Origin of the sequence: Micromonospora sp. WMMD998 (assembly GCF_029581235.1) — a bacterium.
Lineage (GTDB): Bacteria > Actinomycetota > Actinomycetes > Mycobacteriales > Micromonosporaceae > Micromonospora.
The window spans coordinates 1,143,236-1,157,253 of the sequence record NZ_CP120740.1 but is presented as its reverse complement, the minus strand read 5'-3'; the positions used below and the strand labels follow the sequence as shown (position 1 = coordinate 1,157,253).

At 71.9% G+C, this 14,018-nt stretch carries 17 protein-coding genes; 6 read left to right on the top strand and 11 right to left on the bottom strand.

Going from position 1 to position 14,018, the window contains the following annotated elements; translation table 11 throughout:
- Positions 1-54: 54 nt before the first annotated feature.
- Positions 55-675 (top strand): putative glycolipid-binding domain-containing protein, encoded by a 621-nt coding sequence (locus tag O7619_RS05465; protein WP_282286099.1) that lies wholly within the window; start codon positions 55-57, stop codon positions 673-675.
- A gap of 4 nt (positions 676-679) precedes the next feature.
- Here the strand turns inward: O7619_RS05465 and O7619_RS05460 are convergent, their stop codons facing one another.
- From O7619_RS05460 to O7619_RS05450, 3 genes are all read right to left on the bottom strand, one after another.
- Positions 680-1,771 (bottom strand): PLP-dependent cysteine synthase family protein, encoded by a 1,092-nt coding sequence (locus tag O7619_RS05460; RefSeq protein WP_282286098.1) that lies wholly within the window; start codon positions 1,769-1,771, stop codon positions 680-682.
- Between the two features lie 10 nt (positions 1,772-1,781).
- Entirely contained in the window at positions 1,782-2,624 is an 843-nt protein-coding gene (locus O7619_RS05455) for an SDR family oxidoreductase (RefSeq protein WP_282286097.1), read from the bottom strand.
- 454 nt (positions 2,625-3,078) lie between these two features.
- Complete coding sequence (locus O7619_RS05450) at positions 3,079-3,537, bottom strand: Lrp/AsnC family transcriptional regulator (protein ID WP_282286096.1); 459 nt, start codon at positions 3,535-3,537, stop codon at positions 3,079-3,081.
- A 215-nt stretch (positions 3,538-3,752) separates the two neighbouring features.
- On the opposite strand from O7619_RS05450, the gene O7619_RS05445 reads away from it, so the two are divergent.
- Positions 3,753-4,019: a BldC family transcriptional regulator gene (locus O7619_RS05445; protein WP_130330775.1), complete on the top strand. Its 267-nt coding sequence runs from the start codon at positions 3,753-3,755 to the stop codon at positions 4,017-4,019.
- 49 nt (positions 4,020-4,068) lie between these two features.
- Here O7619_RS05445 and O7619_RS05440 read toward each other — a convergent pair whose 3' ends face one another.
- Entirely contained in the window at positions 4,069-4,713 is a 645-nt protein-coding gene (locus O7619_RS05440) for a UbiX family flavin prenyltransferase (RefSeq protein WP_282286088.1), read from the bottom strand.
- Between the two features lie 101 nt (positions 4,714-4,814).
- On the opposite strand from O7619_RS05440, the gene O7619_RS05435 reads away from it, so the two are divergent.
- On the top strand, positions 4,815-5,780 hold the full coding sequence (locus tag O7619_RS05435) for a terpene synthase (protein ID WP_282286087.1): 966 nt from the start codon (positions 4,815-4,817) through the stop codon (positions 5,778-5,780).
- A 15-nt stretch (positions 5,781-5,795) separates the two neighbouring features.
- Here O7619_RS05435 and mqnP read toward each other — a convergent pair whose 3' ends face one another.
- Positions 5,796-6,698 (bottom strand): menaquinone biosynthesis prenyltransferase MqnP, encoded by a 903-nt coding sequence (mqnP, locus tag O7619_RS05430; protein WP_282286086.1) that lies wholly within the window; start codon positions 6,696-6,698, stop codon positions 5,796-5,798.
- A complete protein-coding gene (locus O7619_RS05425) occupies positions 6,695-8,155 on the bottom strand; it encodes a menaquinone biosynthesis decarboxylase (protein WP_282286085.1) in 1,461 nt (486 codons plus the stop codon). The genes mqnP and O7619_RS05425 overlap by 4 nt, the downstream gene beginning before the upstream one ends.
- Positions 8,156-8,280: 125 nt before the next feature.
- Here O7619_RS05425 and O7619_RS05420 point away from each other — a divergent pair, with 125 nt between their 5' ends.
- Positions 8,281-9,153, top strand: coding sequence for an alpha/beta hydrolase (locus O7619_RS05420; RefSeq protein WP_282286083.1), 873 nt, complete (start codon positions 8,281-8,283; stop codon positions 9,151-9,153).
- Positions 9,154-9,166: 13 nt separating this feature from the next.
- Here O7619_RS05420 and O7619_RS05415 read toward each other — a convergent pair whose 3' ends face one another.
- From O7619_RS05415 to O7619_RS05405, 3 genes are all read right to left on the bottom strand, one after another.
- Positions 9,167-9,358, bottom strand: coding sequence for a DUF397 domain-containing protein (locus tag O7619_RS05415; RefSeq protein WP_282286082.1), 192 nt, complete (start codon positions 9,356-9,358; stop codon positions 9,167-9,169).
- Positions 9,346-10,137 (bottom strand): helix-turn-helix transcriptional regulator, encoded by a 792-nt coding sequence (locus O7619_RS05410; RefSeq protein ID WP_282286079.1) that lies wholly within the window; start codon positions 10,135-10,137, stop codon positions 9,346-9,348. The genes O7619_RS05415 and O7619_RS05410 overlap by 13 nt, the downstream gene beginning before the upstream one ends.
- Positions 10,138-10,497: 360 nt before the next feature.
- Entirely contained in the window at positions 10,498-11,052 is a 555-nt protein-coding gene (locus tag O7619_RS05405) for a carboxymuconolactone decarboxylase family protein (protein ID WP_282286077.1), read from the bottom strand.
- 63 nt (positions 11,053-11,115) lie between these two features.
- On the opposite strand from O7619_RS05405, the gene O7619_RS05400 reads away from it, so the two are divergent.
- Positions 11,116-11,586 (top strand): MarR family winged helix-turn-helix transcriptional regulator, encoded by a 471-nt coding sequence (locus O7619_RS05400; protein ID WP_282286076.1) that lies wholly within the window; start codon positions 11,116-11,118, stop codon positions 11,584-11,586.
- Positions 11,587-11,634: 48 nt separating this feature from the next.
- On the opposite strand, the gene O7619_RS05395 is transcribed toward O7619_RS05400, so the two are convergent.
- Together O7619_RS05395 and O7619_RS05390 are read right to left on the bottom strand one after the other, a co-directional pair.
- On the bottom strand, positions 11,635-12,834 hold the full coding sequence (locus O7619_RS05395; RefSeq protein WP_282286075.1) for a pectate lyase: 1,200 nt from the start codon (positions 12,832-12,834) through the stop codon (positions 11,635-11,637).
- Between the two features lie 96 nt (positions 12,835-12,930).
- The gene (locus O7619_RS05390; RefSeq protein ID WP_282286074.1) at positions 12,931-13,818 is read right to left on the bottom strand and encodes a hypothetical protein; all 888 of its coding nucleotides are present in this window, start codon (positions 13,816-13,818) and stop codon (positions 12,931-12,933) included.
- 44 nt (positions 13,819-13,862) lie between these two features.
- Here O7619_RS05390 and O7619_RS05385 point away from each other — a divergent pair, with 44 nt between their 5' ends.
- Positions 13,863-14,000: a hypothetical protein gene (locus O7619_RS05385; RefSeq protein WP_282286073.1), complete on the top strand. Its 138-nt coding sequence runs from the start codon at positions 13,863-13,865 to the stop codon at positions 13,998-14,000.
- Positions 14,001-14,018 lie beyond the last annotated feature (18 nt).

Genomic DNA, 14,018 nt, shown 5'->3' with positions numbered 1-14,018 from the left:
GCGGCGTTCGCGCATCCACTGCCGGTGCGCCCCGGGTCGCGTAACGTCCGGTCCATGCCGAAGTCGCTCTTCTGGACCCGGACCGACACCGCCGGCTCGGAGCACGTGGTGCTCGACGACCGCCAAGGGCTGACCGCGCAGGGCGTGGCGCTGGCCGTGGATCCGATTCCCTACACCTGCCGTTACCGCCTGACGATCGCGCCGGACTGGTCGACCAACCGCCTGGAGGTCGACGCGGACGGCGCCGGCTGGGCGCGGAGCGTACGCCTGGAGCGGGGTCGGGACGGGTGGCGCGTGCGTACCGGCGAGGAGGGTGACCTGGACGCGGCGCTGCGCGCGGCCGGGCATCCGCCGGCGGGCCTGCCCGGCACGGACGAACCGGACCGGCTGGCCGACGCGCTCGACGTCGACCTGGGCGGCTCCCCGCTGACCAACACGCTGCCCATTCGCCGGATCGGGCTGGGCCGGCTCCCCGCCGACCTGGCCACCAGCGTGTCGGTCGCCTGGGTGCTGCTGCCCGGCCTGGCCGTGGTGCCGGCCGAGCAGGTCTACACGTCGCTCGGTCCGGGCCGGGTCCGGTACGCCAGTGGCACCTTCACCACCGACCTGGAGGTCGACCCGGAGGGCTTCGTGACGCGCTACCCGGGGCTGGCGGAGCGGGTCGACCCGCGCTGACCGGTCAGGCCGGCCAGGCGCCGTCGGTGCGGAACCGGTCGACGACGGCCAGGTACGGGGCGAGGTCGAGGCCCTGCGCGGCCACCCACCCGTCGTCGTAGTAGGTGTCGGCGTAGCGGTCGCCCGGATCGCAGATCAGCGTGACCACCGAGCCGGTCCGGCCGGCGGCGAGCATCTCCGCGATCAGCCCGAACGCGCCCCACAGGTTGGTGCCGGTGGAGCCGCCCACCCGACGGCCGAGCACGGCCGAGCCGGCCCGCATCGCGGCCAGCGACGCGGCGTCCGGCACCTGGACCATCCGGTCCACCACGCTTGGCAGGAAGGACGGCTCGACGCCGGGCCGGCCGATGCCCTCGATCCGGGAGCCGCGGCCGGTGCGCAGCGACCAGTCGCCGGTCTGCCAGGCCGGATAGAACGCGGAGTTCTCCGGGTCCACCACGCACAGCTTGGTGGGCAGCCGGCGGTAGCGGGCGTACCGGCCGATGGTGGCGCTGGTGCCGCCGGTGCCGGCGCCCACCACGATCCAGGCCGGTATCGGGTGCCGTTCCAGCGCGAGCTGGGCGTAGATCGACTCGGCGATGTTGTTGTTGCCCCGCCAGTCGGTGGCCCGTTCGGCGTAGGTGAACTGGTCCATGTAGTGCCCGCCGGTGTCCTCGGCCAGCCAACGCGCCTCGATCACCACTTTGGCCGGGTCGTCGACCAGGTGGCAGCGCCCGCCCTGGAACTCGATCTGAGCGATCTTCTCCGGGGAGGTGGAGGCGGGCATGACCGCGATGAACGGCAGCCCGAGCATGCGCGCGAAGTATGCCTCGGAGACCGCGGTCGACCCGGAGGACGCCTCGACGACCGTGGTGTCCCGGCCGATCCAGCCGTTGCACAGCCCGTAGAGGAACAGCGAGCGGGCCAGCCGGTGCTTGAGCGAACCGGTCGGGTGCACCGACTCGTCCTTGAGATAGAGGTCGATCCCCCACGCCCGGGGCAGCGGGAAGGGCAGCAGGTGGGTGTCGGCGGAGCGGTTGGCGTCCGCCTCGACCGTGGCGATGGCCTCGGTCAACCAGCGCCGGCCGGCCTCGTCGCAGCGGTCGAGATGAGTCACGCCGGCAACGTTACAAGCGAGGTGGGCTCGGATCCGCCCGGACCCGGCGCGCCTGCCGGCGCTGCCCGGCCCGGCCGGCGGCCCGCACCACCGGGGTCAGGGCCAGGGTGAGCCGGGGGTACGCGTCGAGCAGCCGCACCTGCGCGCCACGCCAGCGGGGCAGGCTGACCACCGGGCGGGGCCGGCGGGCCAGCCGTACCGCCCGGGCGGCCACCCGCTCCGGCGTCAGCAGCGACCCGGTGAAGGAGGCGAGCGCCCCGGGGTCGTCGAGCTTGTCGTGCAGCATCGGCGTCCAGATCCCGTCCGGGCACAGGCACGACACGTGTACGCCCCGGACGCCCGCCATCCGCAGGTCGCTCAGGGTGCCGAGGCTGAACGCCAGCAGGGCGTGCTTGCTGGCGGCGTAGACGGTCTCCCCGGGCGCCGCGATCAGCCCGGCCAGCGACACCACGTTGAGCACGTGCCCGTGGCCCTGTGCCCGCATGACGGCGAGCGCGGCCAGGGTGCCGTTCATCGCGCCGAGCGCGTTGACTTCGACCACCCGGCGTCGGGCCTGCGCGCCGTGCCCCCAGGAGGGGCCGGTGACCAGGATGCCGGCGTTGTTCACCCACAGCCCGAGTCCGCCCGGCGTGCCGGCCGCCTCGGCGGCGACCGCCGCGCAGGCATCCTCGTCGCGTACGTCGAGGGGGCGGGACCAGCCGCCCAGCGGCCCGGCGACCACGGCCGCCGCGCTGCCGTCGACGTCTGTCACGAGCACCCGCCAGCCGTCGGCGTGCAGCGCGGCGGCGAGCGCGCGGCCGAGCCCGCCGGCCGCCCCGGTCACCACGGCTGCACCTTGCTCCGAGGTCGTCATCGCCGCACGCTAACCGCCCGCCCGGCCCGCCGGCCAGCCCCTCACCCGCCCTTCGGCACCAACCGAACCCGGACCCGACCGGACCCGCCAAACGCCGACCTGACCGAACCCGGATCCGACCGGACCGCCGGAAACGGACGTAACGACCCGGACCCGACCGGACCGCCGGACACGGACGTAACGACCCGGACCCCGACCCGACCCGCCGGCCCGGTCTCGGCCGGACGCGCGGCCAAACCGATCACCGGGCCAGAGCCGGCACGGCGAGGAGGCCCCCGGAGGGGTGGCTTCGCGTTGCCTAGAAACTTGATGGCGTAGGTGGATCAGCGGAACCGCCAGGTTCGGCGAAGCGCTGCCGACGGCGAAGCAGGCGCACGTGACTCGTTTACGTCATCACGTTTCTCGGCAACGCGAAGGCACCCCCGCGCCGCCGGGCCCGACCCCCGATCGGTGGTCAGGGGGTGGGGGGCACGAGTGGTTGGGGACGGTTCTCCCACTTGGTCGACAGGGCGATGCCGGTGCGGGTGGAGGCGACGCCGGGCGTGCGGTTCAGCCGGACGATCAACTGTTCCAGCTCGGCGATGGTGCCCACCCGCGCCTTGAGCAGGAACGATTCCACGCCGGCCATGAAGTAGCAGGACTCGATCTCGGGGATCTGGCGGAACGCCTCAAGCACGTCGTCGGTGTCCGCGTCGGAGTCTTCCACGATGCCGATCAGGGCGGTGACCCCGAGCCCGACGGACTCCGGCTCGACCTCGGCCCGATAGGCGCGGATCACGCCGCCGGATTCCAGCTTGCCGACCCGTTCGTGCACGGCCGGGGCGGAGAGACCGACCTGCCGGGCCAGTTCGGCGTACGAGAGGCGGGCGTTGCCGCGCAGCAGCTCCACAAGGCTCAGGTCGATCGCATCCACGGAGAGTGACCCTATCCATTCACAAACGCCCGCTCACAGGGGGTCTACGCCAGTACCATTTACTAACTTTCTCACTGTGTGCGTTTTTCGCGTTTGGCGGACACGCCCGGCCGCTGGTGCTGTAATTACCGTACGTCCCTCATGACGGCTCTGGGCTCGCACCGGCCGGGGGCAGTGTGTTCAGCCGGGGGCTTCGTCGACGCGAGGAGGGGGCTGTGGACACTGGAGATCGCCTGCTGACACCGGGTGAGGTCGCTGCGCTGTTTCGGGTTGACCCGAAGACCGTGACCAGATGGGCAGCGGCCGGCCGGATCGGCAGCATCCGGACTCCAGGCGGGCATCGCCGGTTTCGGGAATCCGAGGTGCGGGCCCTGCTGGAGGGGGAGGGCATGCTGGACGAGGCGGAGGACATGGGCAAGCCACGCAACATGGGCCCGACCGCCTCGACCGGCCCCGGCCCGGCGAACGCCGGCATGTACTGAAGCGAGCGGGGCGCGGTCCGACCGGTGAGGCGGGCCGCGCCCCGACCGGTCAGGCCGGGTTCGCGTCCCGGCGATCGGCGGCCAACTCCCCGGACCAGCGCCGGAACAACGTGTGCGGGACGCCGAGCGCGTCGAGCACCTTGCCGGCCACGAAGTCGACCAACTGCTGGGCGGAGGCCGACGCCCCGGCGCCGTAGAAGCCCGGGCTGGCCGGCAGCACCACGGCGCCGGCGTCGTGCAACGCGATGAGGTGCTCCAGGTGGCTGCGGGTCACCGGCGTCTCCCGGGGCACCACCACGACCGGCCGCCGTTCCTTCAGATTCACCTCGGCGGCGCGCTGGAGCAGGTCCTTCGAGAGCCCGATCGCGATGCCGGCGCAGGCGGCGGTGCTGGCCGGCACCACGGCCATGCCGCGTACCCGGTAGGAGCCGCTGCTCGGCCCGGCCGCCAGGTCGCCGGCGGGCCAGTGCCGCAGGTCCGCCCCGGCGAGGTCCCGGTCGAGCCAGCCGGCCAGGTCGTCGGCCCAGTGCGCGTCCCGGAACGGCCGGCCGGTCTCGTCGAGGACGGTCAGCCGGGCGGCCCGGGAGACGATCAGGTCCACCGCCTGACCGGCGTCGAGCAGGCCCCGGACGACCGCCGCCGCGTACGGTGTGCCGGAGGCGCCCGAGACGCCCACCACCCATGGTTCGCGCATGCCGTCAAGCCTGCCAGGCCGAACGTCAACCGGGTCGACGGGGCTTCCCGTGGCATGGGATTCTCTGACCGGCAATCCACCTCTCATGGGAAGGCCCGGTGATGACGGCTGCGGTGCTACGGGCGCTGCGCTCCGACTGCCCCGTTCCGCCCCGGCTCTCCCCGTACGCCGACGAGGTGCAGGGCTGGCTGGCCACCCGGCTGGACCGGCTCGGCCTGCCACTCGACCCGGCCACCCGGCGGCGGCTCGCCCGGGCCGGCTTCGCCAGGTATGCCGGCCGGCTCTACCCGGACGCCAGCGAGGCCGACCTACGCGTGCTGACCGCGCTGTTCACCTGGTTCTTCCTGGTCGACGACGCCTGCGACGGCCCGGACCGGCTGGCCCCGGCGCAGATCCGCGCGCTGCGCGACGGCACCCTCGCGCTGCTCCGCGACGGTCCCCGGGCCCGCCACCCCGGCTTCGCCGGCCCGCTGCGCCGGCTGCTGGTGCAGGCGTGGCGGGAGCCCCGCCGCCGGATGCCGGCGCGGTGGCGGCTGCGGTTCGCCGACGCCGTCGCCGACCATCTCGACGGCGTCTCGCGGGAGGCGGCGGCCACCTCGACCGGCCGCCCGCCCGGCGTCGCCGAGTACATCCGGCTGCGCCGGGCCACCTCGGCGGCGTACGTGTCGTACCCGCTGATCGAGTTCGCGTCCCGGCGACCGCTGCCCGACGCGGTCTACCACCATCCCGTGCTGCGCCGGTATGCCGACCTCGGCAACGACCTGCTCTCCTGGTTCAACGACATCGCCTCGCTGGAACGCGACCGGGCCGTCGGCGGCGGGCACAACCTGGTGCTCGCGGTGGCCGGCGAGCGGGGCGTGCCGGTGCCGGCCGCGGTCGACCTGGTGGCCGGGCACTGGCGGGCCGAGATGAGCCGCTTCATGACGTTGCGCGCGGCCGTGCCGTCGTTCGGTCCGGCGCTGGACGAGGCGGTCACCGCCCACCTCGACGGGGTGGCCGCCGCCGTCCGGGGCACCGTCGACTGGACGTTGGAGAGCGCCCGCTACCCGGTGGCCGCCGCGCCGTAACGGGGCCCGGCCCGCTCAGGGGCGCAGGTCGAGCCGGATCACCAGGTCCAGCAGGGCGAACACGAACAACGCGATGCCGACGAACCCGTTGGCGGTGAAGAACGCCCGGTTGACCTTGCTCAGGTCGGTGGGACTGACCACCAGGTGCTGGTAGCCGAACGCGACCGCGGTGAGGGCCAGCCCGATCCACCAGAGCCAGCCGAAGCCGACGAGCGCGCCGAACCAGATGAACAGCGCGAACGTCACCACGTGCGCGACGGTGGAGGCGTGCAGCGCGAAGCGGCGGCCGTACCGGGCCGGGACGCTGTGCACGCCGATCTCCCGGTCGATCTCCGAGTCCTGGCAGGCGTAGATCAGGTCGAAGCCGCCGATCCACAGCCCGACCGCCGCGCCGAGCAGCCAGGCCGGGCCGGAGCCGTCCAGGGTGCCGGTGACCGCCAGCCACGCGCCGACCGGGCCGACCGCCTGGGCCAGCGCGAGGATGGCGTGCGGCCAGTTGGTGAACCGCTTGCCGTACGGGTAGACCACGAGCGGCACCGCGGCCAGCGGCGCGAGCGCCAGGCAGAGCGGGTTGAGCAGGGCGGCAGCGCCCAGGAAGACCACGAGCGCGACGACCGCGCCGGTCCAGGCCGTGCGCACGCTCACCGCCCCGGTGACCAGCTCCCGGTTGGCGGTACGCGGATTCCGCGCGTCGATCCGCCGGTCGAGGATCCGGTTGGCGGCCATCGCGAACGTCCGCGCGCCGACCATCGCCACGGTGATCAGCAGCAGGTCGAGCCAGCGCACCCGCCCGCCGTTGACCTGCATGGCGGTCAACGCGGACAGGTACGCGAACGGCAACGCGAACACGGAGTGCTCGATCGCGACGAGCTTGAGGAAGGACGTGACCCGCCCGGGCCGCTCCGCCACCGCCGTCATCGGATCCCGTACTCCTTCCAGCGCTTGTCGACGAGCGCGACCACCTCGGGCGACATGGTCATCTCCTCGGGCCAGCCCCGGGTGTAGCCCTCCGTGGGCAGCTTGCGGGTCGCGTCGAGGCCCGCCTTGCCGCCCCAGAACTGCTGGTACGAGGCGTGGTCCAGGTGGTCGACAGGCCCTTCGGTGACCATCAGGTCACGGGCGTAGTCGACGTTGCCGAAGGCGCGGAACGCGACCTCGTGGTAGTCGTGCACGTCACAGTCCTCGTCGACGATCACGATCAGCTTGGTGAGCGACATGAGGTGGGCGCCCCAGATCGCGTTCATCACCTTCTGCGCGTGCTTCGGGTAGCGCTTGCGGATCGACACGATCGCGCAGTTGTGGAAGACCCCGGCGGCCGGCAGGTCGTAGTCGACGATGTCCGGGATCATCAGCTTGAGCAGCGGCAGGAAGATCCGCTCGGTGGCCTTGCCGAGGCCGTGGTCCTCCTGCGGCGGCTTCGACGTGATGATCGAGTGGTAGACCGGGTCGCGCCGCATGGTCATGGTCTCGACGTGCAGCACCGGGAACGGCTCGACCGGCGTGTAGAAGCCGGTGTGGTCGCCGAACGGGCCCTCGGGCAGCCGTTCGCCCGGCTCCAGATAGCCCTCCAGCACCACCTGGGCGTGCGCCGGCACCTGCAACGGCACGGTCAGGCAGTCGACCATCTCCACCCGCTCGCCGCGCAGGAAGCCGGCGAACAGGTATTCGTCGATGTCACCCGGTAGCGGCGCGGTGGCCGCGTACGAGACGACGGGGTCGCAGCCGATGGCGATGGCGACCGGGAGCCGCTGGCCGAGCCGCTCGGCCACGGCGTGGTGCGCGGTCGAGTCCTTGTGGATCTGCCAGTGCATGCCGAGCGTGTTCCGCCCGTGCTGCTGGAGCCGGTAGAGGCCCAGGTTGCGCTTGCCGGTCTCCGGGTGCTTGGTGTGGGTCAGCCCGAAGTTGTGGAAGATCCCGCCGTCGCCCGGCCACACCTGGAGCCCGGGCAGCCTTCCGAGGTCGACGTCGTCGCCGGAGTAGACCACCTGCTGGCACGGCGCGGTCTTGACCTTGCGGGGCGGCACGGACTTGAGCTGCATGACCTTGCCGAGGCCCTCGCGGATGCCGGACCAGCCGACCGGCAGCTCCGGCTTGACCAGCGCGCCGATCCGCGCGCCGATCTCGTCGAGCGTGTCGACGCCGAGCGCCATGGCCATCCGCTTCTCGGTGCCGAACAGGTTGACCGCGACCGGCATCTCGCCCCGGGTGGGCCGCTCGAAGAGCAGCGCCGGCCCGCCGTCGCGGACGGTCCGGGTGACCACCTCGCTCATCTCCAGCGTGGGATCGACCGGGACGGTGACCCGCCGTAGCTCGCCCGCGCGCTCCAGGGCCGCTAGGAAGTCGTTGAGATCGTCGTACGGAAAGCCACGCCCCATACCCCCATCCTCCCCCACCCCTCCGGGGTGTAAGGAGGGGGCCCTTGTTAACGCATTCGGTAGAGGAGGGGCCCCCTATTAACACGCCCACCGCATGGACCGAGGTCAGCGGGGTAGTCGGCGGGATGGGCGATGGGCGGGTGCCGGCGGGGTTCAGCGAGCAGCGGGCCCAGGTGGGCGACGTGGCGGTCAACTATGTCCGGGGCGGCCGGGGACCGACCCTCGTGCTGCTGCACGGCTACCCGCAGTGCTGGCGGATGTGGCGACACGTGCTGCCCGAGCTGGCGCAGTCGTACCAGGTGATCGCCCCGGACCTGCGCGGCTTCGGCGACAGCGACGCCCCGGCCGGCGGGTACGACAAGAAGACCGTCGCCGCCGACCTGCACGGGCTGCTCACCGGGCTCGACCTGGCCGGGGAGATCCGGCTGGTCGGCCACGACCTGGGCACCATGGTCGCGTACGCCTATGCCGCCGCCCATCCCGACGCCGTCACCCGGCTGGTGCTCACCGAGGCCCCGATCCCCGACGAGAGCATCTACACGATCCCGGCGCTGACCGCCGCCGGCCCGGCCGTGTGGAACTTCGGTTTCTTCACCGTCCCCAACGGCCTGCCCGAGCGGCTCGTCGCCGGCCGGGAGGCGCTCTGGGTCGACCGGTTCACCGACTCCATCATGATCAACAAGGGCAGTCTCGGCCCGGACGAGATCGAGGAGTACGCCGGTCACCTGCGCGACGAGGCACGCCTACGGGCCAGCTTCGCCTACTTCCGCGCGTTCGGGCAGGACATCGCGGACAACACGGCGTACCGGGGGACGAAGCTGCCGATGCCGGTGCTCGCCATCGGCGCGGAGGCCAGCCTCGGCGGGCAGGTGGCCGAGCAGGTGCGCCGCTATGCCGACACGGTCACCGGCGAGGTGGTCCCGGACTGCGGCCACTGGCTCTTCGAGGAGCGGCCGGCGCAGCTCGCCGCCCTACTGTCGCCGTTCCTGAAGGGCTGACGAGCGGGGCGGCTCAGAGCCGGCGGGCCGACTCCACGAACGCACGCCACGCGGCCGGGCGGAAGGTCAGCAGCGCGCCGTCGCGGTCCTTGCTGTCGCGTACGCCGACCACGCCGGGAACGTTGTCGGCCACCTCGACGCAGTCCCCGCCGTTGGTGCTGCTCCGGGTGCTGGTGCGCCACCGGGCGCCGGTCAGGTCCGCCATGTCTCCGCCACCTCCGTCAACAACTCCATCGACTGCCGGGGCGGCAGCGCCTCCCCCTCGATCGACTCCCAGGACGACCGGACCGCGAGCACGTCCTCGGTGCGGTCGATCACCTGACCCTTGAGCTGATCATCGAGATAGACGACGTCCTCCCCCGTGGGCAGCGTAGCCAGCACGAAGGCCCCGGCGAAACCCGGATACGCGCCGGTCGAGGCGGGCACCACCTGGATGCGTACCCGAGGATTTTCGTCGGCCACCTTGACCAGCCGCAACACCTGCTCGCGCATCACCAGCGGGCCGCCGACCGGGCGGCGCAGCACGTGCTCGTCCAGCATGGCGACGAGGTGCGGTGGCTTCTCCCCGGCCAACACCGCCTGCCGGGCGAGCCGGGCCTCCACCCGCCGCTCGACCTCCGGCTCGTCGAACAGGTTGACGCTGCGGAACAACGCGCGGGCGTAGGCCGACGTCTGCAACAGCCCCGGCACCACCATGTTCTGGTACGACCGGAGCACGGTCGCCTGCCGTTCGTTGGCCTCCCACTCCCGCATCCACTGCGGCGACCCGAGCCGGACCAGCATCCGGCCGAACACGCCGCCGGTGTCGAGCGCCACGTCCACCCGGTCCCAGAAGTCCGGCGGCGGCCTACGCGCGCCGGTCTCGACCATCGCCACCGTCGACGGCGAATAGGTGATCGCCTTCGCCAGATCCTCCTGGGTCATCTTCCGAGCCGCCCGGATGTGCCGCAGCTCCTCGATCAACACCTGCAAGCGCTCGTCCACCCGCACGCCTCCTCACGGTTGCGCTCCGCGTGTCTCACCGACCTCACCAACCGCACGGCCCGACACACTGGGTGACCATACGCCTTCCACCAGTAGTCCCGCCGTCCCGAAACTGTGCACAGCGGAATCGTCCGGATCCGCCCCGAAAGGACGGACGAAACCGTGGAGGGGCCGTCCGGTACGTCGGCGGCGGACGGCCCCTCCCTCCAGCCAGGCGACCGAGGAGGAACGGCGATGACGCGACGCCACGACCCGCACCGGCCACTGTGGCTCTGCCGGGCCTGCGGCAGCCCGTGGGTTAAGGCGGGGCCCCCGCTTAACGCATTCGGTAGAGGCGGGGCCCCTTATTAACAGCGCAACTCAGGCGGCCGGCGTCCAGGCGTACGCGGTCAGGGGTTCGTCGAGCGGCGCGGCGGTGAGCCGGTTCGCGAAGGTCGAGATGGTGTACGTCCCGACGCCGAGCACGACGTCGAGCGCGTGCCGCGGCTGCCAGCCGGCCGCGAGGAGCGCGTCCATCTCGGCGTCGGGGACCGCGCCCCGGTGGTCGAGCACGGCGACGGTGAACCGGCGGAGCGCCTCCAGCCGGGGTGCGGGCAGCGCCCCGCCGGCACGCAGCGCGGCGATCAGCTCCGGCGCGGCGTCGTGGCGGGTGAGCGTCGCGGTGTGCATGGCTACGCAGAGGTGGCAGGCGTTGCGGGTGGCGACCGTCAGCACGACCACCTCGCGGGCGATCGGGTCGAGGTCGGTGGCCTCGAAGGCGGCGTTGGCGGCGAGGAAGCCCTTGAGCAGCTCGGGCGAGCCGGCCATCAGGCCGACGGCGGCGGGCAGGTGGCCCAGCTTGCGGTGGACGCCGGCCATGACCGGGCGGGCGGCGGCCGGCGCGGTGTCGGTTGCGTACGCGGTGAAGCGGGACATCGTCGGTCCCTTCCCATAGGATAGTCAACGTGGTTGACCAAACCGTAAACCAGGTTGTCGAACATGGCAACGCCTGACCGCCCCGGCTTCGCGCTGCCGCTGCTCCTGCTGGCCGGCTTCCGCACGCTCATCGACGACCTGCACGCCGATCTGGCCCGGCACGGGCACACCGAGCTGCGCCCGGCGCACGGCTTCGTGCTCCAGGCCGTGGGTCCGGCCGGCACCACCGCCTCCGACCTCGGGCACCGCCTCGGCGTCTCCAAGCAGGCCGCCGGCAAGACGGTGGACCGGCTGGTCGCGCTCGGCTACCTGGAACGGGTGGACGATCCCGCCGACGCGCGCCGGAAGCTGGTCCGGATGACCGCCCGGGGCCACGACGGGCTGCACCGTTCGGCGGTCGTCTTCGACGAGCTGCGCGACCGTTGGGTGGCCACGCTCGGCGCCGACCGGGTCGCGGCGATCGAGGACGACCTACGCCGGATGGTCCCCGCCGACGTGTTCCGCCTCGACGTGCCGGGCTGGTTCGGCGGGTGAAGGACATGGAAGGGGCACCCGACCGTTTGGCGGGCGCCCCTTCGAGAACTACCGGAAGACGACGTCACTTCTGTTGACCTTGCAGTTGGCGTCGTTCCAGCCCTCACCGAGATAGCTGGGTTCGCTGCCCTTGGCCACACCCTTGTACTTGCCGCAGATGACGGCCGAGCCGATCACGACCACGCGAGTGATCGTCGCGGTGTCGTTCCAGTTGCTGTTGATGCCGGCGAGCATGTCGATGTCGTCGACGAGGACGTTGTCGATGCGCACGTGGCGGGTGTACGAGGTGGAGCAGTTGCCGCAGGCGCGGTACAGCTTGCCGGTCCCCTTCAGGTAGAAGCCGGAGATGTTGACCGTGCCGTTGCCGTTGTGCTGGAAGGTCTTGTCGCTGCCGCTGCGCGCGCCACCACCGATGACGTAGGACGTGCCGCCGTTGGTCTGCTTGAAGGTGGCGGCGTCCTCACCGATGTCGTTCCACCACACGTTGCGCAGCGTGCAGGTGCCCTCGCAGTGCACGCCGTCACCGGCGGGCGAACCGAGGATGACGTTCTGCAGCGTGCCACCGTTGGCGACCTTGAAGATCGGGTTCTGCGACTCGCCCTGCCCACCGTCGCCCATGCAGCAGTAGGTCTTCATGCCGCCGTCGAAGGTGCCGGAGACGTTGACCGTGCTCGAAATGTTCACCGAGCCGGCCGACGACGGCCACGCGCCGGTCGGCGTACCCGGGTTGCCGGTCGGGCCGGACGTCGGACCGCTCGTGGGGCCGCTGGTCGGCGTCGACCCGCCGCTGGCGTACGTCTCGAACTCGGCGATCCGCGGGGTGCCGGACGCGCCGGTGATGACGAGGGAGATCTTCTTCAGCGACGTCGAGGAGAAGTTGATGGTGCTCGGAGCGCCGCCGCCGCTGGCCAGGACGGAGCCGGTGTCGTGGTTCTTGAGCTGCCAGCCGCTGATCGAGCCGCCGCCGGAGGCCGGCACGATGACGGCCGAGGACACCGTGGTGGCGCTGCCCCACTTGACCGAGATCGTGCCGGTCGAACCGGTCGGCGACCAGTAGGTGCCCGTGTTGCCGTCGATCACGTTGCCGTAGCTGGTGCCGCTGGCCTTGCTGGAGCCGTCGGCGCCGGCGCCGAGGCTCAGGTTGGTGGCGGCCGAGGCGCTGGGAACCTGCAACGCCAGCGCGACGACGGCGCCTACGAGCGCAGTGACACCGCCGGTCAGCCACCGCGTGGCGACTTTGCGTCTCATCCGGTTTCACCTTTCGAGCGTGCGTACCCTGGGTAAAAGAAAGCGCTTTCAGGAAACCATAGAGAACCATCGATGTCTAGGTCGGTGAAGGACCCCTCAGTGCCCGTAGATGCGGGCCGGGTCGACCAGAACGACGTCCGGTCGGGTCGCGGCATCGTCGGTCAGGTCTTCGGTGAAGCCCTGACCGCTGGCCAGTAGAAGCCGGGTGCCGGTCGCGTCGTACCCGGGCCGCCGTACGAGCAGGGCGCGGATCCGCTCCAGGCGGTCCAGATCACCCCGACCCAACCGGCGGCCCCACTTCACGTCGCCGATCGCCAGCAGGGGACGGGGGCCGTCACCGAGCGGCGGCTCGCCGATCGCGACCAGATCGAGTTCGTGACTGGTCCGCGTGGACGGGTCGGTCAGAGTGGCGGCACTCGCCTCCGCCACATGACCACCCAGCATCTCGGGGTCGGCGAAGCGCAGCGACCACTGCCGCACGATCTCTTCGAAACGTGGCCCGAGGACCGCGCTCGCGAAACGACGTTGAGAGCGTCGCCACACGTCGGCTCCCCGGCGTTGCTCCAACGCCGTCCACGCCGGACGCATGATCGCCTGATAGAAGGTGATCAGCGGCTCGGTGATCCGGTAGCTGCTGCGACCGCTTCGGAGCGGATCCGGCTCACGGAGCAGCAGGCCGGCGTCCTCCAGCACGGTCAGCGCGTGCTGGAGGTCGGTCGCCTTCCGCCCGATGTAGCCGGCGATGCCACCCCGGCTGGCGTTCCCCTCCGCGACGGCGGCGAGCACGGAGTGGTACAGCGCCGTGTCCCGCAGATCCGGATCCTCGGCGAGCAGGTAGCGGGCCTCCCGGAACAGGGGCCGAGCCGGGTTCAGGACCGTACGCACGACCCAGTCGTCGAAGTCGTCCGGCCCCGCCGGCGTGTCGTCCTGGACGTACTCCCGCCGGTAGGCAGGTGTCCCTCCGACCACGGCGAAGACGCGCACCGCCAGCAGGCCTCAGCCCGCTCCAGACCGAGATCCGTGACACGGTGGCCCGCGAGCTGCACGCCCAGTTCGCGCTGCGGGCGGACCGGCTCGACCTGACCGACCTGCCCGAGGTGGCCTACCAGATCACCCGCCGTGTCGACGAGACGCTGAGTCGTCGTCGCGTCACACCCTCCTCATAGGATCGGCGCACCGGCCGC

Excerpts from the sequence above, each read along its gene's own strand:
- O7619_RS05465 (WP_282286099.1), top strand. The coding sequence starts at position 55 with ATGCCGAAGTCGCTCTTCTGGACCCGGACCGACACCGCCGGCTCGGAG.
- O7619_RS05455 (WP_282286097.1), bottom strand. The coding sequence starts at position 2,624 with ATGACGACCTCGGAGCAAGGTGCAGCCGTGGTGACCGGGGCGGCCGGC.
- O7619_RS05440 (WP_282286088.1), bottom strand. The coding sequence starts at position 4,713 with ATGCGCGAACCATGGGTGGTGGGCGTCTCGGGCGCCTCCGGCACACCG.
- O7619_RS05435 (WP_282286087.1), top strand. The coding sequence starts at position 4,815 with ATGACGGCTGCGGTGCTACGGGCGCTGCGCTCCGACTGCCCCGTTCCG.
- mqnP (WP_282286086.1), bottom strand. The coding sequence starts at position 6,698 with ATGACGGCGGTGGCGGAGCGGCCCGGGCGGGTCACGTCCTTCCTCAAG.
- O7619_RS05425 (WP_282286085.1), bottom strand. The coding sequence starts at position 8,155 with ATGGGGCGTGGCTTTCCGTACGACGATCTCAACGACTTCCTAGCGGCC.
- O7619_RS05420 (WP_282286083.1), top strand. The coding sequence starts at position 8,281 with ATGGGCGATGGGCGGGTGCCGGCGGGGTTCAGCGAGCAGCGGGCCCAG.
- O7619_RS05415 (WP_282286082.1), bottom strand. The coding sequence starts at position 9,358 with ATGGCGGACCTGACCGGCGCCCGGTGGCGCACCAGCACCCGGAGCAGC.
- O7619_RS05405 (WP_282286077.1), bottom strand. The coding sequence starts at position 11,052 with ATGTCCCGCTTCACCGCGTACGCAACCGACACCGCGCCGGCCGCCGCC.
- O7619_RS05400 (WP_282286076.1), top strand. The coding sequence starts at position 11,116 with ATGGCAACGCCTGACCGCCCCGGCTTCGCGCTGCCGCTGCTCCTGCTG.
- O7619_RS05395 (WP_282286075.1), bottom strand. The coding sequence starts at position 12,834 with ATGAGACGCAAAGTCGCCACGCGGTGGCTGACCGGCGGTGTCACTGCG.